We start from the raw sequence: 22,719 nt of genomic DNA on the forward strand, positions 1-22,719 counted from the left end.
GCAGTGGCAGATTCAGTTGCCGCTGTGGCGAGCGAAGCGCAGGGTGAGGATCTGGAACGGGCGGAGCCGGAGTCGCAATGGTCCGTCCGCGTCGAGCCGGTGTGGCGGCGCGTCGGGGAGAGGGCGCTCGAGCAGGTCCGTCTCGGTGACTGTCGAGGTGGCGAAGCCGGGGCGGAGGGCGGTCGCGGCCCGGCCGCCCAGCGATTCGTAGAGGCGGACGACCACGTCGCCGCTGCGGTCCTCGGCGAGCTTGACCGTTTCCACCACGACGGCGTCGCCGTCCACGGCGATCAGCGGCGCGACCGGGCGGTCGCCCGGGACGCGGCGGGTGGGGAGGTTGAGCGCGTGGCCCTCCCGGACGGCGTCGGCGAGGGTCGCGCCGGGGACGAAGGCGTGCCGGAGCCGGTGGGTGCCCTGATCGGTGGACGGGTCGGGGTAGCGCGGGGCGCGCAGCAGGGAGAGGCGGACGGTGGTGGTCTGGCCTCCGTCGGGGCGGACGTCGCGGGTCACGTCGTGGCCGTAGGTGGAGTCGTTGGCGATCGCGACGCCGAAGCCGGGTTCCTCGACGTGAATCCACCGGTGCGCGCAGATCTCGAACTTGGCCGCCTCCCAGCCGGTGTTGGTGTGCGTCGCGCGGAAGACGTGCCCGAACTGCGTCTCGGCGGCGGAGCGGTCGGCCTTCACGTCGAGCGGGAAGGCGGCCTTGAGCAGCTTCTCCGTCTCGTGCCAGTCGACCTCGGTGTCGATCTCCAGCATCCGCGCGTCCGGGCGCAACGTCAGTTGCTGCCGGACCTGCGAGGAGCCGAAGCTGCGGGCGATCTCGACCACCGCCGCGCCGTCCGGGCGGGAGGCGGCGGTCATCGCGTCGAGAGCGACCAGGTCGGTGGAGTTGTGGCGGTAGAACTCGTCGATGTCCCAGGCGTCCCACGTGTTCGGGAAGTCGGCGTGGAGTTGCAGAAGGTTGGCGGCGCCGTCCGGCGCGATCGACTCGCGGCCGTCGGTCGCGCTCACGGCCGAGACGATCAGGCCGCGCGCGTCGATCTCGACGCGGAGCAGGCCGTTGTCGAGGACGTGCCCGCCGTCGGCTCGGACGGTGAGGGAGACGGGTGGGTCGGGGATGAGGGCGGGCGCGGGGGCGGGGGTGGCCGTGCCCGTGGTGCCGTCGAAGACGAGGGTGCCGGTGCTCCCCGGGTCGGCGAGAGCCTGCTGCGCGGCGTCGACCAGCGCGGTCAGCTCGTCGTGGACGCGGGCGTAGGTCGCGCGGGCCTCGCGGTGGACCCAGGCGATCGAGCTGCCGGGCAGGATGTCGTGGAACTGGTGCAGCAGCACCGTCTTCCAGATCTGCTCCAACTCCTGGTACGGGTAGACGAAACCGGGGACCCGGACGGCGGCGGTCGCCGACCAGAGCTCGGCCTCGTGGAGCAGCGACTCGCTGCGGCGGTTGCCCTGCTTGGTCTTGGCCTGGGAGGTGTAGGTGCCCCGGTGCAGTTCGAGGTAGAGCTCGCCGACCCAGACCGGCGCGTCCGGATACTCGGCCTGCGCGGCGGCGAAGAACGCCGAGGGCCGCTCGACGGTGACCCGGGGCGCGCCCTCCAGGTCGCTTTGACGCGCGGCGCGGGCCAGCATCTCGCGGGTGGGCCCACCGCCGCCGTCGCCCCAGCCGAACGGTGCGAGCGACCGCGTACCCTTCCCCTTCTCACGGTAGTTGCGGGCGGCGTGAGCCATCTGGTGGCCGCCCAGATCGGAGTTGTAGGTGTCGACCGGCGGAAAATGGGTGAAGACCCGCGTGCCGTCGATGCCCTCCCACCAGAAGGTGTGGTGCGGAAAGCGGTTGGTCTGGTTCCAGGAGATCTTCTGCGTCAGGAACCACTTGTTGCCGGCCAGCTTGACGATCTGCGGGAGCGCGGCGGTGTAGCCGAAGGAGTCCGGCAGCCAGACCTCCTCCGTCTCGATGCCGAACTCGTCGAGGAAGAACCGCTTTCCGTAGAGGAACTGACGCACCATCGCCTCGCCGCCGACCATGTTGGTGTCGGACTCGACCCACATGCCGCCGACCGGGACGAAGGAGCCGTCGGTGATCTTCTTCGCGACTCGGGCGAAGACCTCAGGACGGTGCTCCTTGAGCCAGGCCAGCTGCTGGGCCTGGGACATCGCGAAGACGAACTCCGGGTGATCGTCCATCAGATCCACCACGTTGGCGCAGGTCCTGGCCACCTTGCGGACGGTCTCACGCAGCGGCCACAGCCAGGCGGAGTCGATGTGGGCGTGGCCGATCGCGCTGATCCGGTGGGCGGACGCGTTCGCCGGGGCGGCGAGAACCCGCGTCAGCTCCGCTCGCGCGTGCGCGGCGGTGCCGACGACGTCAGTGAGGTCGAGGGCGTCGAGCGCGCGCTCGACGGCCCGCAGGATCTCCCAGCGGCGGGCCCCGTCCTCGGGGAGCTGCTCCATCAGCGAGCCGAGCACGTCCAGGTCCTGCACCAACTCCCAGACCTCGGGCTCGAATACCGCGAGTTCCATCCGGGCCAGCCGGTAGAGCGGGCGGTCGTCACTGGTCAGCCGGTCCCCCTGGGCGGTGGGGGAGTGGTGGATCAGGACGGGGTTGGCCGCCGCCTCGATGTAGAGCTCGACATGTGCTCCGCCCTCCGCCCGCTCGGCGACGCGAACCCAGTCGGTGCGCGGGTTGAGTCCCTTCACGGGGGAGCCGTCGGCCCGGTAGACCAGGCCCTCGCACTGGAACCCGGGCAGATTGCGGTCGAAGCCGAGGTCCAGCCGCGCCTCGACGGTCCGGCCCGCCCACTCCCGCGGCACCTCCCCGCTGACCCGGAACCAGGTCGTCCCCCACGCAGGCCCCCACGCGACGTCGGCTGCGCAGGCGGTGTACGCCGCGGCGAGCCCCTCGGCGACGGGGACCGGTTCGCCGGGCAGGCCGTCCTGTTGCACGTCCCAGCGCGCGACGTCCAGCGGCACCGAGTCGCTGTAGACGGCGGGTTCGATGCGCTCCCGCAGGACGCGGTGGAGGCGGCGTTCGACGGTGCTGCGGTCGTCGTGCATGACACCTGCTCCGATGCTCGGAGGAACTGGCCAGGATGAGCTGGCCCGGCCCCGGGGATCGGCGGGGCCATCTCCGTGATACCCCATCGAGCCACGCGGTTGCAGCAGCAGACGGCCGAGTTCGGTGCGGCGGTGCAGCACGGCCTTGCCCGCGCGGGTCGTGGTGATCAGCCCCGCTCCGCGCAGCGCGGCCGTGTGCGAGGGGGCTGATGACGGCCGACGGCAGGCTCGGAAAAGTCGGCGCGATCGACCCCCTGGTCAGATTACCCCTGGGGGTATGTAGGCTGGGACGTGAGGGCCTGCCTACGAGAGGCTGGGCCGCCTGAGGGAGAACGACCATGTGCCGACGCGTCAGCTGTTCCCGCTGCGGTAAGTACACCTACGCCGGCTGCGGCAACCACGTCGACGAGGTCCTCTCCGGCGTGCCCGCCGCGCAGCGGTGTTCCTGCGCGCCGGTGGTGAAGGAGCGCAGGAGCTGGTGGCCCTTCGGGCGCGGCTGAGCAGGCCGGCCCCCGCTGCCGGTGGGCTCGGCTCAGCCCTGGTGCAGGGCGGCGTCGACCTTGGCGGTGAAGTCCTGCGGGGAGATGGCGTTCCGGCCGGGGCCGATGACCTCGATCCTGGTGTCGTTGACCTTGACGGCCGGGGTGCCGGAGACGTCGGGGGTGTCGTAGAACGCGTCGGCGACCTTCTGTGCCCAGGGCAGGTAGGTACCCTCCTTGACGGCCTTGTTGAAGGACGGGCTGCGCAGGCCGTCGACCTTCCCCGCGAGGTCGAGCAGGGTGGCGGTCGAGCCGTAGGTGTCCGTCGTCTCGTCCTTCGGCTGCGCCGCGTACAGGACGTCGTGGAACTGCTTGAACTTCAGTGGGCTCTCGTTCAGCGCGGCCCCGAGTGCGGCGAGCGCGGTCTTGGAGCCCTTGCCGCCGAGGGACTTGTCGAGGAACGCCGCCATATGGAACTCGATCTTGACCTTGCCCGCGTCCGCCATGGCGGCCAGGGTCGGACCGAGGGCGGTCTCGAACTTCTCGCAGAACGGGCAGCGCATGTCCTCGTAGACGTGGACCGTGTCCTTCGCGTCGGCCTTGCCGTAGGTGATGACCGTTCCGTCGGCGCCCGTGGCGTGGGCGGGGATGACCAGCGGACCGTCCGCGCTGCTGCTGTCGCGGCCGCTGCTGCCGGAACTCTTCGCGCCGAGCGCGTAGCCGACGCCGCTCCCGGCCAGCAGGGCGGCGGCGACCGCGCCCGCGACGAAGACGCGACGCCGCGTACGGACCCGTTCCTGCTGTGCCTGCTGCCGGCGCAGCAGCTGGTCGCGGGCCGTGCGTTGGGCGGGGGTCTTGCCGTTGCTCATCGGAGGGAGTCCTGTCTCGTGCCGGCGGGTTCCTCCACCGTAGGCAGCAGGCACCCGCCTGTCGGAGGGCCGGAGGTCCCGACCGGGCCGGGGCGCAGGACCCGTCCTGCGCCCGCAGGGCAAGCTCAGTCGCGGCGGACGAGGAGCAGGGCGAGGTCGTCCTGGACGGTTCCGGGCGCGGGGCGGGAGCGGACGAGGTGGTCGGCGAGCCCCTCCCAGCCGGTGTCGGCGGGAGCGCGACGGCAGTCCTGCTGGAGGGCGGTGAGCAGGCGACGGACCGACTCGTCGTACGCCTCCGCGCGGTCCTCGATCAGGCCGTCCGTGTAGAGCAGCAGGGCCTCGCCCGGGTCGAGCCGGTGCTCGCAGAGTGGGTAGACCGCCGTCGGGTCGATGCCGAGGGGCGGGCCGCCGGGCAGGTCCAGCTCGCGGGGCAGCCCGGACGCGTCCATCAGTACCGGGAGCGGGTGACCGGCGCGGGCGCCCAGCAGGCGGCCGGTCGCGGGTTCGAGGGAGAGGTAGCAGCAGGTCGCGAAGAGGCCGGTGTCCAGCTCGGCGAGCAGGCGGCCGGTACGGGCCATCACCTCGGCCGGGTCGTGGCCCTCGCGGGCGAAGGCGCGCAACGCGATCCGCAGCTGGCCCATCACGCCGGAGGCGCGGGCGCTGTGGCCCTGGACGTCGCCGATGACCAGGCCGACGCGCTCCTCGTCCAGCTCCAGGACCTCGTACCAGTCCCCGCCGACCTCCATCCCGGCCGTCCCCGGCCGGTAGCGGACGGCGACCGTGTGGCCGGGGATGCGCGGAGTCCGACGCGGCAGCATGGCCCGCTGCAGCTCGACGCCGCGCGCGTGCTCGGCGTCGTGGAGCAGGGCCCGGCCGAACGCGTGCGCGGCGATGCCGCTCAGCGCGGTGAAGGTGCTGCGCAGCCGCTCGTCGAAGTGACGGATGCCGGGATAGCCGAAGATGCAGCCGCCGATCCGCTGGTCGGAGGCGGCGAGGGGGAGCACCGCCCACGAGCGGGTGATCGGCGGACCGGAGCTGGGCGCGGCGGGCGTGGGCGCGGTGACGCCTTCGACGAAGACCGGCTGCTCCCGGGCGATCGCCTCGCGCAGCGCGGCGGCTCCGGCCGGCCGGAGCGGGTGCAGGTGCTCCGGGGCGGGTTCGTGCAGGGGCGTGGAGCCGACCTCGTGCAGGTTGCCGGTCGGGGTGAGGTGGACCAGCAGCGTCTCCGCGTTGAGCGCGGGGCGGGCGAGGTCGGTCAGCACCCGCATGACGTCGGCGACGGTGATGGCCCGGGAGAGTGCGCGGGTGATGGTCAGCAGGAAGGAGTCCGCCGAGCTGTGCGGGCCGACTGTACTGCTTGGACCGGCCTCGCTTTCCGGGACGGCACTGCTCAGCGTGGTGGCCACGGCCGGGTAGCCGGGGTCCCTGCCGTCGGCGGTGTGGTCGACGAGCAGGCCGATGATGCGGGTCGGTCGCCCGTCGGGGCCGAGCAGCACCTCGCCCCGCTCCTCGATCCGGCGGACGGCGCCGTCCGGGTGAACGATGCGGTAGTGGTTGCGATAGGGCCCGCCGCGTTCGAGGACCTCGGCGGTCGCGGCGGCGAGGCGGGCGGCGTCGGAGGCGTGCAAGGCGGCGAAGAACGCGTCCGCACGGTTGGTGAAGTCGTCAGGCGCGACGCCGACGAGTTCGCAGACGTAGGCGTCCCAGTGGATCGCGCCGGTGACGATGTCCCAGGCGAAGGACCCGGCCCGGGCGGCCACGACCGCCTCGGCGAGCTCCGGTTCCACCACGCCTGCCCCTCCGAGCGCAGACCAGGGCGCTGTCGTTCAGTCGTTCAGTCGATATGTCAGACCGATTATGTCGACAGATCCCCGGTCGCGCGCAATCGGGCGCGCCGCTGAGGCGCGGTCGGCGGCGATCAGGAGGTACTGGAAGCTGCCGTCCTTGTAGGCGTCGAGGAAGCTCCGCTCGATGCCGGTGACCAGGTGCGACTTGGCGCGTAGCTCCCAGCAGGGATGGTCGCGGCGGTGAGGTCGATGACGTTGACCGGGACGAGGCGGTTGGCGGCCAGTTCCTTGAAGTAGGTGCTGCGGGGGTGGATGTCGCAGATGTATGGGCGAGCCTTCTTCGACGACGACCTCGCCGGCCCGGAACTCCCGCGCGGTGAAGCGGGAGGCGAGCTCGGCGAGCAGCGCCGTGTCCTCGACGTCGCGCAGGGCCGGGATCTCGCGCAGCGTCTCCGGGATGATCCGCACGTCGTCCGCGCCGTTCTGGACGAAGTCGACGCGGCCCCGCCCGACGGCCAGGCTGAGCCGTCGGTTGACCCGGTAGGTGCCGCCCGCGACGTCCACCCACGGGAGCGACTTGAGCAGCCAGCGGGAGCTGATGCCCTGCATCTGCGGCGCGGACTTGGTGGTGGTCGCCAGATTGCGGGCGGCCTGGGTGCTGAGGCTCTGCTGGTCGGGAGCTCTGCCGTTGACGGCGGCGGAGCTCTCGGTGGCCTCGATGGACATGGGCTTCTCCTCCTCGGTGCTGGTGGCGAGTTGCCGTGCGGGTGGCGAGTTGCAGGGGTTGGTGAGTTGCCGGGGTTGGCGAGTGCGGTTCCCTGGTCCCAGTAAGCGGCACGGGTCACCGGCGTGGGGGAGCCTGGCGGGGCGGGCACGTTGAAGTTCGTGGGCGTTGAAAGGCCTGGCGCCGGCGCTCAGCAGGCGCAGGGCGTGCGCGGCGGCGGCCTCGGCCAGGCTCAGGGCCTGGTCGCGGTGGCCGAGCTAGTGCGCCTGGGCGCTGAGCGCGCGCAGCGCGGTGGCGTGACCGGGGGCGTCGTCGGCCTCGACGGAGAGCCGGGCGGCGATGAGGTAGTAGCCCTGGGCAGTGCCTTGCTGCTCGTCGTCGAAGCACATCAGGCCGGCCAGGCAGGTCAATCGGGAGGCGCAGAGCAGCAGTTCGTGGCGGGTCCGGGGCGGGGCGGGCGCGTTCAGCCACTCGGCGACGCTGCTGCGCAGGAAACCGGTGAGCGCGGACCGGGAGTGGCCGCCGCCGAAGGCCGCGTCGACGCTGGTGAAGGTGTGCAGCATCGCCTGCGCAGAGCGGACGTGTGCGCGGGTGACGGGGACGCCGGCGGCTGAAGGGGTGGGATGGCGGGTGGGGAGGGGGGTTGCGGAACCGGTCTGCAGGTGGACCGGATCGGCGAGCGCGAGTCTGTAGGGATGGTTGCGGGCGGGTTCGGCGTCCAGGGCGGCGAGTGCCAGGCCGGGGGAGTGTTGAGAGTGCGGGGAGTGCGGGGAGTGCGGGGAGGTTGGGGAGGTTGGGGAGGTCGGGGGGAGCGGAGCGGTCGGCGGCGCGAGTTCGAGGCCCGCGTCGGCGAGGGTGACCGGGCGCCCGAGGCCGCGCGACAGCGCCTCGGCGACCAGCGCCGCGACCGGGGCGGGCGGCCGGGTGCCGGCCATCCAGTGGGCGACGGAGGTCCGGTCGTAGCGGAGGGTCAGACGGGTCTCGGCGCCGGTCCGGTTCACGGCACGGGCGAGAGCGGCGCCGCTCCAGCCTGCCTCGTGGGCGAGTGCGCGTAATCGCGCGTTGGGGTGGCGTGGCGCCATGGGGGTGCGGTCCTCCGGTGCTGATCTGGTGTGCGGTGGAGCGTCTGTGCTGCGGGTGCCTGTGCTGCCGGTTTCTGCGTTGCGGGTCGCTGTGCTGTCCCTCTTCTGTCATGGTCCGTTCCGCATGCGGCGACGCGTGGGCGCGGCGGCGCATCGGAGCGCGTACCGGCGCGCGGACGCGACGCGCGCTGCACATGACAAGCAGCGCTCCTGTTCGTCCCGGCGGGTGTACCCGGCGCGCGGAGCGGTCGCGCGCGAGCGATGCTGACCTGACACGAGCGACAGGAGCCCGGTGATGGCGAATCAGACGTGGGCGGCCCCGGTTCCGCCCATGCCCAGCAGCGAGGTGGTACCGGAGCTCGACCTGCCGGCCCCCGGGCGGCAGCGGCGCTGGACGGTGCTGCTGCGGTGGCTGCTGGCCGTGCCGCACTACGTGGTGCTGGCGGTGCTCGGCTTCATCGGGTTCTTCGTCGTGGTCGTCGGGTGGTTCGCCGCGCTGGTGCTGGGGCGGCTGCCCGGTCCCGTGGCGCGCTACCTGGCCGGGCTGCTGCGGTACGAGACCCGCGTCTACGCCTACAGCATGCTGCTCGTCGACCGGTATCCGCCGTTCGCCTTCGCCGCGCCCGACTACCCCGTACAGGTGGAGCTGCACCCTGCGGAGCTGAACCGGCTGGCGGTGCTGTTCCGGCTGATCCTGATGATCCCGGCCGCGATCGTGCAGAGCCTGGTCATGTCGGGCTGGTACGCCGTGAGCTTCTTCGTGTGGCTGATCACCCTGGTGATGGGCAGGCTCCCACAGCCGCTCTTCGAGGCCACAGCGGCGACCGCGCGCTTCGCGATGCGATTCGGCGCGTACTCGTCGATGCTGACGGCCGCCTACCCCAAGCGTCTCTTCGGCGACGAGTCGCTGGCCCTGGCCGAGCGGCGCTCGGCGTCGCGGCCGCTGCTGCTGTCCGGTGCGGCCAAGGGGCTGGTCGTGCTCTTCCTGGTGCTGGGCGCGGTGAGCAGCGCGGTGACGCCGACCGTGCAGACCAGCGACAGCGGGTCGACGACGACCAACACGTCCACCCCTGGGTACGCCTCGCACCGCTGAGGCGGGGCTGGGACTGTTGTGCGGCTGGGACCGTCCCGGCCGTGACCTCGGCGGCGGCATATGGCAAGGTCGGGGGCATGAGCCTCACCGAAGACCTGTGGTCGGACATCGAGTCGATCTACGCCGAGATCCTGCAGCACCCCTTCGTCTGCGGGCTCACCGACGGCACCCTCCCGCGCGCGGCGTTCCGGCACTTCGTCGAGCAGGACTCGCTCTACCTGCGGGACTACGCCCGTGCCCTCGCCCTCTGCGGCGCTCGGGCCCCGGAGTCGGCGGCGCTGCAGGCCTTCGTCGCGGACGCGTCCGGCGCGCTGGCGGCCGAGCAGGAGCTGCTGGCCGGGTTCCGCGCGGAGCTGGGCGAGGAGCCGCTGAGCGAGACGGTGCTGCCGACGACCCGCGCCTACACCAGCTACCTGCTGGCGGCGGCCTATGGCGGCAGCTACCCGGAGGCGGTCGCGGCGGTGCTGCCCTGCTACTGGATCTACGCCCGGGTCGGCGAGCACCTGCTCGCGAAGTCCTCGCCGGACCCGCTGTACGCCCGCTGGATCGCGGCCTACGGGGACGAGGGGTTCCAGTCTGTCGTTCGCCGCGTGCTCGCGCTGACCGACGCGCTCGGCGGTGAGGTCTCCGGCGCGGAGCGGGAGCGGATGCGCGAGCGCTTCGTCACCGCGTCCCGCTACGAGTGGATGTTCTGGGACGCGGCCTGGAACCGCGAGACGTGGCCGGTCTGAGTTCCTGGGGCGGGCTGCGATCCCGGGGCGGGCTGCGGTCCTCGGCTCGGTTGAAGGCTCTCGCGCTCCCGGCCGTGCTGGTGGCCGCCGTGGCCGTGGCGGCCGTGGTGGTCGTCACGCTGGGTGGTGAGCGGCTGCTGACGGGCGCCGATCCGCTGGCCGGGCTGCCGCCGGTCGCGGCGGGCGCGGTCTTCGTCCTGCTCTACGCCGCCGCGACGGTCGTGCTGGTGCCCAAGCCGTTGCTGAACGTCGCCGCCGGGGCCTGGTTCGGGCTGGCCGAGGGGCTCGGCCTGGCCGTCGCCGCCACGACGCTGGGCGCGGCCGCCTCCTTCGCGCTGGCGCGCCGTGTGCTGCGCGGACGGCGGCCCGCGTTCCGGTGGCCGACATTCCGGCGGTGGGGGTTCGAGCGGCGGCGCGCGTGGGCGGCCGCGGCCGAGCGGGAGCTGCGCGAGCACGGGTTCCGGGCCGTGCTCGCGATGCGCCTACTGCCGGTGCTGCCCTTCGCCGCGATCAACTACGGCTGCGCCCTCGGCGGCACCAGGCTGCGCCCCTTCGCCGCCGCGACCGTGCTCGGCGTCGTCCCGGGAACGGCGGCCCTGGTCCTCGCGGGCGCCACGGCTTCCGCGCCGAGCCCGCTCGGGGTGTGGGCCTCGATCGCGGCGCTGATGCTCCTGGGCGCGGTGACCGTGCTGCCACGGCTGGTCTCCGGCAAGGTCTCCGGCAGGGGACGAGCAGCCACGACGCGGAGCAAGGAGCGGGCCGCGGCGTCGCTCTGACGGAACGCCGGGACATGGGTGTGCGGCCTCGATACGCCGCTGACGTCCCGGCACGTCAAGCGCGCACTCGCCGTTTGTGTCAGCAGTGTTGCGGCATGCCGCCGAAGCGTGGACGGTGGTTGACGAAGGCGCTGACGCGCTGGTCAACTGTGTTCGTGAATACCGAGCAGCCTCTGGTCATCCGGGGCCACATCGACTTCGGTCGGGTGTGGTCCGCGGCGTGTTGCGCCTGACCGCTCTCCGCTGACTCGGTAGCGGGCCGCTCTGCCCGGCCCTTCCCTGGCGCGTGCGCCCACCTCGTGGGCCCGGCGCCCTCTGCTGCGTCGCCGCTGCCGTGCACGACTCCGTGCTGTCGCGGTCGTCCCCTGTTCTGTCTGCTCCCCCGCTGATGTCGCGCGGAAAGGCACCACCTTGACTGAAACAGTCGTTTCCTCCGTATTTCCCCCCATAGATGCCTCCTTTGAGCTGCGTGCCGTCACCGTCGACGATCCCCTCGCCGAGCCGCTGCTGCGCGAGCTCGCCGACGAGTACCGCACGCGCTATCCCGAGCACGGCGACCAGGCCCGAACCGAGCTCACCCGCTACCCGGCCGACGAATTCGCCCCGCCCTACGGGACGTTGCTGCTCCTGCTGGAGCACGGCGAGCCCGTCGCGGGTGGCGCGTTCCGCCGCTACCGGGCCGACCAGCCGCAGGTGGCCGAGCTCAAGCGGATCTGGACCGGATCGGCGCACCGGCGCCGCGGCCTTGCCCGACACATCGTCAACTCGCTTGAACAGGAGGCCGCCGCGCGCGGTTACACCGCGATCCACCTGACGACAGGCCCGCGCCAGCCCGAGGCGCGCGCCCTCTACCTCGCGGCCGGCTACACGCCGCTGTTCGACCTCGACGCGGACCCCGAGACGGTCGGATCGTTGCCGTTCACCAAGCGGCTGGACCAGCCGGGCGGGGGAGCGTGATGACGACCACCGTCGACCACCTCGCGCTCCCCACCCAGCCGGCGGACGCAGAGCTCACCGTGGTCCCGACCCGGCATCCCGGGCGCTGGCTCGCCGTCGCGGCGGCGCTCGTGCTGGTCGCCCAGTTCGGCCACGCGCTGGTCACCAACCCGGGCTTGGACTGGCCCACCTTCTGGCAGTACCTCTTCGACCCGAGCGTGCTGAACGGCGTCTGGCTGACACTGCAACTGACCGTGCTGGCAGCTGTGTTCGGATTCACCTTGGGGCTTGTGTTGGCCTTCATGCGGCTGTCGCGCAGCCCACTGCTGCGGGCGGTCGCCTACGGCTACGTCTGGCTGGTGCGGTCGGTGCCGCTGCTGGTGCAGGTGTTGTTCTGGTTCAACCTCTCCTACCTCTACGACCGGATCCAGATCGGCGTGCCCTTCGGTCCGGGCTTCTTCTCGATCAGCACCAACAGCCTGGTCAGCGCGATGGGCGCGGCCGTGCTGGCCCTTGCCGTCAACGAGGCCGCGTTCGCGTCCGAGATCGTGCGAGCCGGCGTTCTCTCCGTCGACCAGGGGCAGTTGGAGGCGGCGGCCGCGCTCGGACTGCCCAGGTGGCGGCAGTTGCGGCGGATCGTGCTGCCGCAGGCGATGCGGAGCATCGCGCCGAACGCCGCGAACCAGCTGATCGGGCTCTTCAAGAACACCTCGATCGTCTCGGTCATGGCGATCATGGAGCTCTTCTACACGGTCCAGGTCATCTACGGCCGCACCTCCCGCGTCGTGCCGATGCTGCTGGTCGCGACCGCCTGGTACGTGGTGCTCACGACCGTGCTCTCCGGCTTCCAGTGGTGGGTGGAGCGTCACTTCGGGAAGGGGAGTCGACGATGAGCGAGGCTTCGTCCGATGTGATGGTGGACGTGCGCGGGCTGCGCAAGAGCTTCGGAGCGCAGGAGGTGCTCAGGGGCGTGGACCTGCAGGTCCGGGCGGGCGAGGTGACGGTCGTGCTCGGCCCCTCCGGCTCGGGCAAGTCGACGCTGCTGCGCAGCATCAACCACCTGGAGAAGCTCAGCGCCGGCACCGTCAGCATCGACGGCGAGCTGATCGGCTACCGGCGCGTCGGCAACCGGCTGCACGAGCTGCGGGAGCGCGAGGTGCTGCGGCAGCGCGCGCGGATCGGCTTTGTCTTCCAGAACTTCAACCTCTTTCCGCACCTCACCGTCGTGGAGAACCTGGCGGAGGCGCCCGTCCACGCGCTGGGCGTGCCGCTCGCGGAGGCCCGTGCGCTCGCGGAGGAACTGCTGGCCAGGGTCGGACTCGCGGAGCGGGCGGACGCCTATCCACGGCAGCTCTCCGGCGGCCAGCAACAGCGCATCGCCATCGCGCGGGCGCTGGCGCTGCGGCCCAAGGTCCTGCTCTTCGACGAACCCACCTCCGCGCTGGATCCCGAGCTGGTCGGCGAGGTACTGGACGTGATCAAGGACCTGGCACGCGCCGGCACGACGATGGTCGTGGTGACCCACGAGATCGGCTTCGCGCGCGAGGTGGCCGACACCGTCGTTTTCATGGACGCCGGACGCGTCGTCGAGCAGGGGCCACCGGCCCAGGTCCTCGACGCGCCCCGGCACGAGCGGACCCGGGCCTTTCTCGCCAAGGTCCTCTGAGCTCTCTCGCCTTCACTCTCCCCCCTCCTTCCGTACCAGAGACAGGAATCGTCATGTCCGTGAAGCCCCTGCGCGCCGCCCTCGCCACCACCACGCTCGCCGTCGCCGCGGCGCTCGCCGCCTGCGGCAGCAGCTCGGTCAGGAGCGCGAGCGCGGACGTCGCGGCGGCCCCGACGGCGAACGGGGTCAGCATCAACACCGGGCCCAACCAACACCGTTACACCTCGCCCGAGGTCGCCTCGATAGCGGCCGAACTGCCCGCCGAGGTACGGCAGAGAGGCACGCTCGAGGTCGTGGACTCCTCCCAGGGGGCCGCGCCGCTCAACTTCTACGCCACCGACAACACGACCGTCATCGGCGTCGAGCCCGACCTCGCCGCTGCCGTCGCGAACGTGCTCGGACTGAAGGTCGACTACCATCCGGTCGCCTGGGCGCAGATCTTCGTCGGCCTGGACAGTGGCAAGTACGACGCCGGCTTCTCGAACATCACCGACACGGAACTGCGCAAGCAGAAGTACGACTTCGCCACCTACCGCAAGGACAACGTCGCCTTCGAGGCGAAGAAGGGGACCAGTTGGCGGATCAGCGGCCCCAAGGACGTGGCGGGGAAGACGATCGCGGTGGGCTCGGGCACCAACCAGGAGAAGATCCTGCTGGAGTGGAGCCAGGAGGACGTGGCGGCCGGCCTCAAGCCCGTCCAGGTGAAGTACTACGGCACCGACGCCGACACCTATCTGGCCCTCCAGTCCGGCCGGATCGACGCGTACTTCGGCCCCAACCCCACCGCGCAGTACCACGCGAACGTGAGCGGCCGGACCGAGGTGATCGGCGTCGTCTCGGGCGCGGGCGGCAGTCTGCAGGGGCTGATCGCGGCGACGGTCAAGAAGGACGGCGGACTGGTCAAGCCGATCGCCGACGCGATCAACGAGCTGATCAGGAACGGGACGTACGGGAAGATCCTGGCGCGCTGGGGCCTTTCCTCCGAAGCGGTCGACGCCGCGCAGATCAACCCGCCCGGTCTGCCGATCACGAACAAGTAGCAGGGCGGAAGACAGGGCAGCACCGGTAGAGAGGCAGGATCTTCATGACCAAGGCACGCGACGCCTGGAAGCACTGGCTGGACCAGCGCGTCATCACCGTACGCGCGCCGCACGGTCCGCTCTCCCTCACCGGCACCCACTGGCTCCGGGACCTGGGCGCCGGTGTGCCCGGTGTCCCCGGCCGGTGGGAGCTGGACGGGGAGGGCGGCTGTGTCTCGCTGACGGCGGCGCGCCACGACGGGCTCTCCGTCGACGACGAGCCGCTCGACCGGACCGTCCGGCTCTGTCCGGACACGGCGGAGCGGCCGTCGCGGATCGCCCACGGCGGTCGGCGATTGCAGCTGATCCAGCGCGAGGGCGAGTACGCGGTCCGAATCTTCGACCCGGCCTCGCCCGCGCGCGCCGCGTTCGCGGGCATCGGGGCACACCCCTACGACCCGCAGTGGGCGCTGGCCGCCCGTTACGCACCCTTCGACGCGGAGCGCACGGTGGCCGTGCCGAACGCCGACGGACGTGAGCGCGGACTGGCGCTGGCGGGCGAGGCCGCCTTCACGGCGGGCGGGCAGGAATACCGGCTCGCCGTGGGCCAGGGCGTGACGGGCGGGCTGAGCGCGGTCTTCGCCGACGCGGACGAGGACACGTACCGCTTCCGCTTCGTCGAGCTGCCGGCTCCGGCGGCGGACGGGACGACGGTGCTGGACTTCAACCGCGCCTTCCTGCCGCCGTGCGCCTTCGCCGACCACTTCATCTGCCCGTTCCCGCCGCCCGGCAACACCCTGCCGGTCGCGGTGCGGGCGGGCGAGACCCGCGTCCTGCGGCACTGAGGCCGCGCGCGGCATTCCGCACAGCAAGCAAGGGGGCCGGGATCCGTCGACGGATCCCGGCCCCCTTGCTTGCTGCGCGCAATGGTGGTCGCGGCGTCAGGCTGGTCAGGCTGCGGAGGAGAGGACGGGACCGGAGGGGAGTGATTCGATGAAGGCGTCGACCGCCTCGAAGAGGCGCAGCTCGGCCTCGGGCGTGAGCGTGACGTCCGCCGTCTCCCCCGATCGCTCGTCGGGGCGCTCGATGGTGCGGTCGAGGAGGAAGCAGCCGCCGACGACGTGACGCGCGGACAGCGCGCTCAGCACCGGCCGGAGCGCGTAGTCGATGGTGAGCAGGTGGGCGATGGTCCCGCCGGTGGCCAGCGGCAGCACGGTCTTGCCGGCCAGCCCATCCTGCGGGAGCAGGTCGAGGAAGGCCTTGAGCAGCCCGGTGTAGGCGGCCTTGTAGACGGGGGTGGCGACGACGATCCCCTCGGCGCCCGCGACGGCGTCGAGCGCCTGCCGCAGCTCGGGGTGGTCGGCGTCACCGGAGAGCATCGCGTCCGGCGGCATGCCGCGCAGGTCGAGGTGTTCGACGTCGAAGCCGGTGAGGGAGAGGCGCTGCGCGAGATGGCCGGCGAGCAGTGCGGTGCGCGAGGCGGGCGAGGGACTTCCGGAAATGACAAGGAGAGTGGGCAACTCAAGGCTCCTGAATTCAGCCAGGAATGACCGGTCGACGAAGTCGGCCGGCGAATGTCGGGATATCGGGAATAAACGCGGTCGGGCAACGCGAAGGGACGTCAGGACCGCGCCAGGACTGGGGAGTGGGGGCGCGGGGAAGCGCAGAAAGGTGAGCTACGAGGGGTGAGCGGAACGCTCAGCGGCCGTCGGCACAGATGGCGCTGGCCTGACGTCGCAGATCGACGTGAAGGCGCGCGGCGAGGACCTCGGACTGACTCACATGAAGAAGAATGTCAGCCGCGGTGGATTGCGTCAATGACCGATGACATTCGCCGGTGAATATCGCACCGCATGCGACGGATCGGAGTCCGGGATTCGGTCCGAGCGAATCGTCGCGCGTGGAGAACAGGCACCACGGATCGTGGTGTTGCCGTGTGCACGGCCGCCTCGGGTGGGTAGGCTCGGGCGGGCTGACGAACCGTCTGACACCCTGCGCCACAGGGCATCAGCAGCGTCCGCCAGGTCCCATGCCACCACAGTCGACACACACCGGGGGTTCCATGCGCATCCGCTCCAGAGCTTCCCTGCTGACCACCGCCGTCACAGTCGCGCTCCTCGCCTCCACCACCGCCGCCGGTCAGGCCGGTGCGGCGGGGCACGGCAACAACGGGTTCCTGGGCCTGATCTCGCCCGGCGACCCGTATGCCGCCTGCGACATCAGCCACGACGGGACGGGCACCAACACGCCGACCACCGCCGACGAGCCCTCCATCTCGGCCAACCCGCGTAAGCCGGGCCAGGTCATATCCATCTACCAGCAGGACCGTTGGTCCAACGGCGGCTCCCGCGGCCTCGGCGAGAGCTACAGCAGCGACGGCAGGCACTTCCAGCATGTCGCCCTGCCGTTCACCCACTGCGCGCCCGGCGGGCTCGACTACCAGCGCGCCTCGGACGGCTGGGTCAGCTTCGGCCCGGACGGCACCGCCTACGCCAGCGCGCTGGTCTTCGACGCGACGACGAACCGCAGCGGCGTCGCCGCGGCCACCTCCTACGACGGCGGCCGCACCTGGAAGCACATCACCAAGCTGATCGACGACAACGACGTCACCGTCACCAACGACAAGAACGCCGTGACCGCCGACCCGCTGCACCCCGGCGTGGCCTACCAGGTCTGGGACCGGCTCGTGGGGACCAGCACCTCGTTCACCGGGCCGGCCTACCTGTCGATCACCCGCGACGGGGGGAGGACCTGGTCGGCGGCGAAGCCCTTCGTGGACACCACGACCGTGCCGTTCTCGCAGACCATCGGCAACGTCATCGTGGTGAACCGGCACACGGGCGTGCTCTACGACTTCTTCAACTCGATCACCTACTCGGACGCCAGCGGGAACACCGCCGTCGACACCCACTACGCGATGGTCAGCTCGCGCGACCAGGGCCGGACCTGGAGCAAGCCGGTCAAGGTCACCCCGGACACCTCCGTGGCCGAGGTCGACCCGAACGCGCCGACGGACCCGACCAAGGCGGTGCGCGCGGGCGGCGGGCTGCCGAACGTCGCCATCGACCCGAGCACCGGCGAGCTCTACCTCGCCTACGAGGGCTCGGACTTCTCCGGCGGGAAGTACGACCAGATCCAGCTGGTGCACTCCGGCGACGGGGGCCGCCACTGGAGTGCCCCGGTCCGGCTCAGCCAGGCGCCGAACAGCCCGGCCTTCACCCCGTCGATCACCGTCGACGCGCACGGAACGGTCGCGGTCAGCTACTACGACCTGCGCTACCTCCAGCCGGGCAACACCACGACCCTGCCGGGCGCGGGCTGGCTGCTGACCTTCCCGCGCGGCGGCGAGGCCAATCCGGTGGAGCGTCAGATCACCCCGGTCTTCGACTGGTTGCTCGCTCCGAATGCGGGCGGTCACATGCTCGGCGACTACGAGGCGATCACCAACGACGGTCCCTTCGTCCGTCCGGTGCTGGTGGCGACGAACTCCGGCCAACCGCAGAACATCGCGGACGCCTTCAGCGGTCTCTACCGGGCGGAGACCCTGCGCGGGCCGGCGCAGACGCCGTCGACGTCGACGGGGCTCGCCTACCCCGACGCCCTCGCGGCACCCGGCTCCGGCAGCGCGGTGGCCACGGCGGCGCACCCGTTCGCGGGGCTGCGCCGCTGACGGTGTGCAGTGTTGACGCAGTGCAGTGTTGACATAGTGCAGTGCTGATACGGAGCAGTGCTGAGCCGCTGAGCCGCTCCCGCAGGTCCGCTCGTTCAGACCTGCGGGACCGGCCACGGCCCTAGGCGCGGGCGGCCGCCGCACGGCCCGCGTCGCGGAGGTGGGCGAGGACGGCGGCGAGGACCGGGTCGTGCTCGGAGCCGTTGCGGACCGCTGCGAAGATGTTGCGGATCGGGGGCGGCCCGCTCGGTCGACGCAGCACGAGGCCGGGTCGGTGGAGCGGCTGGACCAGCCGGGGCACGAGCGCGACGCCGGCTCCCGCCTCGACGAGCGCGGCCAGGGCGTGCCAGTCGTCGACGGCGTGCCGGATGTCCGGGGTGAAGCCTGCGGCCGCGCAGGCCGATCGGGTCACCGCGCCGCAGCAACTGCGCGGGTCGCCCACGATCCAGGCGTCGGTGGCCAGTTCCCGCAGCGGAACGGGCTCGGCGGTGGTGTCCGCGAGGCGGTGTCCGGCGGGCAGGGCGAGGTCTAGTACGTCGGTGAGCAGGTCCGTGCGGACATAACGCCGGTCGGTGTGAGGCGGGGCGGCGGCGAAGTCCACGCAGACCGCGACGTCGACGAGGCCCGCGTCCAGGGAGGTGAACAGGTCCGGCGGCTGCGCCTCCCGGACGCGGACGCGGACCTTGGGCTGTCGCGCGGCCAGTGCGCGCAGCGCCTCCGGCAGCAGGCCCTGGATGCCGCTGCCGAAACAGCCGATGGTCACCGTGCCGCGCCGCCCGTGGTCGAAGGCGGTGAGGTCCGCGCGGGCGCGTTCCAGCTGCGCGGCGATCAGATCGGCATGCTCCAGCAGCACGCGCGCCTGTGGCGTCAGCCGGACGCCGCGCCCTTCGCGCTCGACCAGCGGGACGCCCGCCTCACGGGCCAGCGCGGCGAGCTGCTGGGAGACCGCTGACGAGGTCAGGTGCAGGGCCTCGGCCGTCCTGGCCACGCTGCCGCGCCGGTCCAGCTCACGCAGGACGCCGAGGCGCCGCAGGTCGATGGTGAAGGGATCGCTGAAGGGTTCCACGCGGAAAGATTAACTGGACCTGCGCGGAGCGAGGCGTGAGGATCGGCATGCAGAGACGGCCGCGAGAGAAGCGAGACCATGACCGAGAACGATCCCGCTGTCCGGAGATTCCTGCTGCTGCACGGCTGGCAGAACCGCCGCCCGGAGGGGCACTGGCAGCGCTGGCTCGCCGAGCAGCTCACGTCCATGGGCCACCGGGTGATCTACCCGCAGTTGCCGGGCCCTGACGAGCCGGTGCTGGACCGCTGGCTGGACGAACTCCGGCGGGGCGTAGCCGGACTGGGTGGCTCGGGCGGCGGAGGTGAGCGAGTGGTGGTCTGCCACAGCCTCGGATGCCTGCTCTGGCTGCACGCGGTGGACCGGTTCGAGCCCGGCGAGCTCGGGGTGGACCGGGTGCTGCTCGTCGCCCCGCCGTCCGCGTCCTTCATCCTGCGGCAGTCGGAGCTGCTCGGGTTCGCCCCGCCCGTCGTCGAGCCGGCGCGGCTGGCCGACGTCCGGGTGGCGGCCGGTGACGACGACCCCTGCTGTCCCGAGGGCGCGGCCCAGGTCTTCGGGTTGGACACCGACGTCGTGCCCGGCGGCGGACATCTCGCCATGGGCGACGGCTACGGTCCCTGGCCGGGCGTGCTCGACTGGTGCCTCGACGGCTCGAAGCGGCTGGTGGGCAGGGCAGACCAGAACGGGCAGGGCCCGCCCGGACGTTGATCCGGGCGGGCCCCGCCTGTGCGGTTCGCGCGGGCTAGTTCGACGCGCGACAGGGGTTGTTGTTCAGCACCTGCCGGAAGTCGTTGTAGACGAAGCGCGGGTTGTTGCTGAGGCCGGGGTAGACCAGCTGGAGCAGACCGCCGAACTCCGCCTGCGAGTTGCCGCCGAAGGTGTTCGTCGTGCCGGGGATGCTCGCCCCGCCTTCCTGCCAGACGCACGAGCCGTCCATGCGCGTGGTGGTGTAGAACGGGTAGAAGTTCGCCCCCGGCGGCGGGTTGACGCAGTTGGCGCCGGTGAGGCGGTTGCAGGGGTTGGCCAGAGTTCCGTTGTCCTCGATGCGCGGCAGGTCGGTCTCGAAGGCCACGCGCGAGAACTGCTGTCCGTCCCTGAAGGTCGGGCTGCTGAAGACGATCGCCGTCGGCTTCGTGGCCCGGTCCACGGCCGGTGTGCCGGTGCCCGGCCAGGTCTTCTGGTACGGCACGCCGTTGTAGTCGTCGTCCGTCGGCGTGTTGCCCAGACAGCCTCCGATCGCGACGAGCGTCGAGTCGCTCGGGTTGAAGCAACCGTTGTCGTCGCTGTCGAGCGTCGCGGATCCGGCGGCCTGGGTGCAGTTGCCGGTGGCCGGGTCGGAGGCGGCGCAGTACTCGAAGTGGCCGGTCTCGTCGGAGTAGGCCGTGTTGTAGGAGTGGGCGGCCCAGGGGACCCGGGTCTGCTCGCTCGAGGTCGAGTACATCGGGTGGAACGCGGATGGCAGTGTGGTGCAGGACGACGCGGTCGGGTCGAACTTGACCTGCGCGAAGCCGTTGCCGACGGAGGCCGTCATCGAGCCGCGCTGGTGCGCGGTGGTGTCGTTGACCTCCACCTTGAACCCACCGCTGGTGTCGAAGAGGTGGACCTTCAGCACGTCACCGGACTTCATGAAGAAGTCGTGCGCCGGGTCGAGGTTGAACCGGTTGTTGTTGGTCGGGTCGGCGGGCGAGGTCGCCTGGCCGTTCTTGGTGAGGAAGGCGAAGTTGACGTACTCGACGCCCGCGGCGGCCTGGCAGGACGGGTTGTTCTGCAGGCCCTTGTTGTAGTCCAGCGACAGGCTGTCGATGTTCAGGGCCGCGCACCACTTCGTCGGGTCGCAACTGTTGCCGGCCGGCCACGGGACCCAGCCGGGCGGGTAGAACTGCATCTCCATGAACGCCGAACCCGGGTGCTTGCCGATGTAGTGCGGCGAGCTGGGGTTGGAGTCGTTGTAGATGTTGCTGTCCGAGTTCGGCGTGCAGGTGGCGTTGCCACTGGCCGGGCCGGGGGCGGACTGGTCGTCGCACATCGCCATGCCGAACCAGAAGGCCGGGTGCAGCTGGAAGTTCCAGGTGCTGCCGGAGCCGTCCTGCTTGGGTTGGGTCGGCGGGTCCTTCGGCAGGCGCAGGGTGTAGGTGTCGTTGTTCCCCGCCCCGGCCTTGTTGCTGTAGTACAGGACCGACGGCTCGTCGTGCCCGATGTAGTGGCCGTCGCCGAAGACCATCTCGCTGTCGTCGACCTCGGTGCACCATTTCAGGTTCGACGCGCAGCTCGGGTGGCCGGCGACTGTCGTCGCCTTCGCCGCGGCAACGCTGTGACCAGCGGCGGAGGCCGCCACCGGTGTCACCGCGAAGGCGGTCAGCGCGGTCAGCGCCGAACCCCAGACGGCGAGTTTCTTCCTGACGTTCCGTGAACCCACGAGCCCCTCCCTGTCCGAACCGTCGGCGACGCTGCCGACGGCCGATGCTGTGGACCGGATCTCGACTTGGCAGGCCCTGGGCGAGCCAAGCCTTTTGGGAACCTAGGTGATGGCTGTGCGGATGTCGAGGGAAGGTGCACATTCCGGTTCGGTTGGGCTGCTGTTCGCTCAATTGGCTTGTGAATGCTGGAAGTTGGCCGTGTGAGAGAGAGTGCTGACGCGCCGTCGGGGGCGGGTGCGGCGGGTGCGGCGGGGGATGCCGGAGGGACGTTCGGCCGACTGGGTCAGTGATCGCCCCGCTCCCGCGTGGGAGCGAGGTCGGCGGGTGTGTCCGGCCTACCGTGGCTCGATGCGACGTGTTCCGTGGTGGGCGGTGGTGTCGTCCGGTGCAGCGCCCGTCGTGCTGATCGGCGGATGGGTGGTGGGCGCCGCGCTCCAGGCACCGGGGTACGACCCGGTGACCGACACCATCAGCGAGCTGGCCGGCAGCGGCGCGGCCTTTCCGTGGCTGATGGGCGGTGCGATCGGGGTGCTCGGGGTCTGCCATATGGTGACCGCGCTCGGGCTCCGGGTCGCCGGCCTGGCCGGGCGCGTGGCGTTGGCTGCCGGGGGAGCCGCGTCGATCCTGGTGGCCTGCTCGCCGGTGCCGCCGAGCGGTGGTTCGATGCGGCACAGCACGGGGGTGGTGCTCGGGTACTCGTTCCTGGCTGTCTGGCCGACCCTCGCGGCCTACCGGCGCCGCGACCTCTCGGCCTGGGGCCTGCGTCCGGTTCTGTCGGTCACGGTGACGGCGCTGTTCCTGCTCGGCGCGCTCTGGTTCCTGGAGGAACTGTGGGGCCATGGCGCCGCCGGGCTGGTGGAGCGGCTGCTGACGACCGGACAGGCGGTGTGGCCGCTGGTCGTCGTGGGGTCCTGCGTGGGGCTGGGGTCGAAATGGCTGGGTTGGGGACGGCAGGGTTCGAGATGGCGGGGTTCGAGATGGCGGGGCCCGCGATGGCTCGCCGCGGCCCGGGTCGTCCATGCGGAGCCTGCGGCGGTCCGGGATGCCTGGGGGAGAGGACGGGTGCAGGCTGGAGGCATGAGCGCCAACACACTGGTCACCGTCCATGCGGTCGTGCCCGGCACGCGTCCGTTCCGTCGCGTCGAGATCCAGGGCTACGACGCCGGACCCGCCTTCCGGCCCGAGGACGTGCTGCGCCTTTGCCGTGACCGCGGCTTCCACGACGTCAACCTGGACGATCCCGCGGTGGTGACCTGGCTCGGCGGAGACGCGAAGACCTGGGCCTGAGGCCGACGGGCCCGGCCGGGCCCGCGGCCGGGGACGGGGCGTGGCGGCGTGCCGGGCGGGGGAGGGAGG

Annotated in this window: 19 protein-coding genes and 2 pseudogenes; 12 read left to right on the top strand and 9 right to left on the bottom strand. The window is 71.6% G+C overall.

The window, feature by feature from the left end:
• Positions 1 to 12: 12 nt before the first annotated feature.
• A complete protein-coding gene (locus tag ABIA32_RS28185) occupies positions 13 to 3,051 on the bottom strand; it encodes an alpha-mannosidase (RefSeq protein ID WP_370101335.1) in 3,039 nt (1,012 codons plus the stop codon).
• A 338-nt stretch (positions 3,052 to 3,389) separates the two neighbouring features.
• On the opposite strand from ABIA32_RS28185, the gene ABIA32_RS28190 reads away from it, so the two are divergent.
• A complete protein-coding gene (locus ABIA32_RS28190; RefSeq protein WP_370101337.1) occupies positions 3,390 to 3,551 on the top strand; it encodes a hypothetical protein in 162 nt (53 codons plus the stop codon).
• 32 nt (positions 3,552 to 3,583) lie between these two features.
• Here ABIA32_RS28190 and ABIA32_RS28195 read toward each other — a convergent pair whose 3' ends face one another.
• The 5 genes and pseudogenes from ABIA32_RS28195 to ABIA32_RS28215 all read right to left on the bottom strand — a co-directional run bounded on the left by ABIA32_RS28195 (position 3,584) and on the right by ABIA32_RS28215 (position 7,992).
• The gene (locus tag ABIA32_RS28195; RefSeq protein WP_370101340.1) at positions 3,584 to 4,399 is read right to left on the bottom strand and encodes a thioredoxin domain-containing protein; all 816 of its coding nucleotides are present in this window, start codon (positions 4,397 to 4,399) and stop codon (positions 3,584 to 3,586) included.
• 125 nt (positions 4,400 to 4,524) lie between these two features.
• Positions 4,525 to 6,189 carry a SpoIIE family protein phosphatase gene (locus tag ABIA32_RS28200; protein ID WP_370101343.1) on the bottom strand — a complete coding sequence of 555 codons (1,665 nt, stop codon included), beginning with the start codon at positions 6,187 to 6,189 and terminating at the stop codon, positions 4,525 to 4,527.
• A 114-nt stretch (positions 6,190 to 6,303) separates the two neighbouring features.
• Positions 6,304 to 6,512 (bottom strand): annotated as a pseudogene (locus ABIA32_RS28205) (SAM-dependent methyltransferase); the annotation flags it as partial.
• Positions 6,511 to 6,912 (bottom strand): annotated as a pseudogene (locus ABIA32_RS28210) (Crp/Fnr family transcriptional regulator); the annotation flags it as partial. The pseudogenes ABIA32_RS28210 and ABIA32_RS28205, both read right to left, overlap by 2 nt.
• 255 nt (positions 6,913 to 7,167) lie before the next feature.
• Positions 7,168 to 7,992 carry a hypothetical protein gene (locus ABIA32_RS28215; protein WP_370101346.1) on the bottom strand — a complete coding sequence of 275 codons (825 nt, stop codon included), beginning with the start codon at positions 7,990 to 7,992 and terminating at the stop codon, positions 7,168 to 7,170.
• 295 nt (positions 7,993 to 8,287) lie between these two features.
• Between ABIA32_RS28215 and ABIA32_RS28220 the strand changes: the two genes are divergently transcribed.
• The 8 genes from ABIA32_RS28220 (at position 8,288) to ABIA32_RS28255 (ending at position 15,058) form a co-directional block, all read left to right on the top strand.
• A complete protein-coding gene (locus ABIA32_RS28220; RefSeq protein WP_370101348.1) occupies positions 8,288 to 9,085 on the top strand; it encodes a DUF4389 domain-containing protein in 798 nt (265 codons plus the stop codon).
• A gap of 77 nt (positions 9,086 to 9,162) precedes the next feature.
• Positions 9,163 to 9,816 carry a thiaminase II gene (gene tenA / locus ABIA32_RS28225; RefSeq protein ID WP_370101351.1) on the top strand — a complete coding sequence of 218 codons (654 nt, stop codon included), beginning with the start codon at positions 9,163 to 9,165 and terminating at the stop codon, positions 9,814 to 9,816.
• Positions 9,804 to 10,592, top strand: a complete 789-nt coding sequence (locus tag ABIA32_RS28230) for a TVP38/TMEM64 family protein (protein ID WP_370101354.1) — start codon at positions 9,804 to 9,806, stop codon at positions 10,590 to 10,592. The genes tenA and ABIA32_RS28230 overlap by 13 nt, the downstream gene beginning before the upstream one ends.
• 447 nt (positions 10,593 to 11,039) lie before the next feature.
• On the top strand, positions 11,040 to 11,549 hold the full coding sequence (locus tag ABIA32_RS28235; RefSeq protein ID WP_370101555.1) for a GNAT family N-acetyltransferase: 510 nt from the start codon (positions 11,040 to 11,042) through the stop codon (positions 11,547 to 11,549).
• Positions 11,549 to 12,421 (top strand): amino acid ABC transporter permease, encoded by an 873-nt coding sequence (locus ABIA32_RS28240; RefSeq protein WP_370101357.1) that lies wholly within the window; start codon positions 11,549 to 11,551, stop codon positions 12,419 to 12,421. The genes ABIA32_RS28235 and ABIA32_RS28240 overlap by 1 nt, the downstream gene beginning before the upstream one ends.
• A complete protein-coding gene (locus ABIA32_RS28245; protein WP_370101360.1) occupies positions 12,418 to 13,194 on the top strand; it encodes an amino acid ABC transporter ATP-binding protein in 777 nt (258 codons plus the stop codon). Before ABIA32_RS28240 ends, ABIA32_RS28245 begins: the two co-directional genes overlap by 4 nt.
• 53 nt (positions 13,195 to 13,247) lie before the next feature.
• Positions 13,248 to 14,234, top strand: coding sequence for an ABC transporter substrate-binding protein (locus ABIA32_RS28250; RefSeq protein WP_370101363.1), 987 nt, complete (start codon positions 13,248 to 13,250; stop codon positions 14,232 to 14,234).
• A 44-nt stretch (positions 14,235 to 14,278) separates the two neighbouring features.
• Entirely contained in the window at positions 14,279 to 15,058 is a 780-nt protein-coding gene (locus ABIA32_RS28255; RefSeq protein WP_370101366.1) for a DUF1684 domain-containing protein, read from the top strand.
• 105 nt (positions 15,059 to 15,163) lie between these two features.
• On the opposite strand, the gene ssuE is transcribed toward ABIA32_RS28255, so the two are convergent.
• On the bottom strand, positions 15,164 to 15,733 hold the full coding sequence (gene ssuE, locus ABIA32_RS28260) for an NADPH-dependent FMN reductase (RefSeq protein ID WP_370101369.1): 570 nt from the start codon (positions 15,731 to 15,733) through the stop codon (positions 15,164 to 15,166).
• A gap of 542 nt (positions 15,734 to 16,275) precedes the next feature.
• Between ssuE and ABIA32_RS28265 the strand changes: the two genes are divergently transcribed.
• Complete coding sequence (locus tag ABIA32_RS28265) at positions 16,276 to 17,883, top strand: neuraminidase (sialidase) (RefSeq protein ID WP_370101372.1); 1,608 nt, start codon at positions 16,276 to 16,278, stop codon at positions 17,881 to 17,883.
• 121 nt (positions 17,884 to 18,004) lie between these two features.
• On the opposite strand, the gene ABIA32_RS28270 is transcribed toward ABIA32_RS28265, so the two are convergent.
• Positions 18,005 to 18,949 carry a LysR substrate-binding domain-containing protein gene (locus ABIA32_RS28270; protein ID WP_370101375.1) on the bottom strand — a complete coding sequence of 315 codons (945 nt, stop codon included), beginning with the start codon at positions 18,947 to 18,949 and terminating at the stop codon, positions 18,005 to 18,007.
• Between the two features lie 78 nt (positions 18,950 to 19,027).
• Here ABIA32_RS28270 and ABIA32_RS28275 point away from each other — a divergent pair, with 78 nt between their 5' ends.
• Entirely contained in the window at positions 19,028 to 19,654 is a 627-nt protein-coding gene (locus ABIA32_RS28275; RefSeq protein ID WP_370101378.1) for an RBBP9/YdeN family alpha/beta hydrolase, read from the top strand.
• Positions 19,655 to 19,688: 34 nt separating this feature from the next.
• Here ABIA32_RS28275 and ABIA32_RS28280 read toward each other — a convergent pair whose 3' ends face one another.
• On the bottom strand, positions 19,689 to 21,362 hold the full coding sequence (locus ABIA32_RS28280; RefSeq protein WP_370101381.1) for a hypothetical protein: 1,674 nt from the start codon (positions 21,360 to 21,362) through the stop codon (positions 19,689 to 19,691).
• A gap of 349 nt (positions 21,363 to 21,711) precedes the next feature.
• Between ABIA32_RS28280 and ABIA32_RS28285 the strand changes: the two genes are divergently transcribed.
• A complete protein-coding gene (locus ABIA32_RS28285) occupies positions 21,712 to 22,650 on the top strand; it encodes a DUF998 domain-containing protein (protein ID WP_370101384.1) in 939 nt (312 codons plus the stop codon).
• Positions 22,651 to 22,719 lie beyond the last annotated feature (69 nt).

Origin of the sequence: Streptacidiphilus sp. MAP12-20 (genome assembly GCF_041262525.1) — a bacterium.
GTDB lineage: Bacteria > Actinomycetota > Actinomycetes > Streptomycetales > Streptomycetaceae > Streptacidiphilus.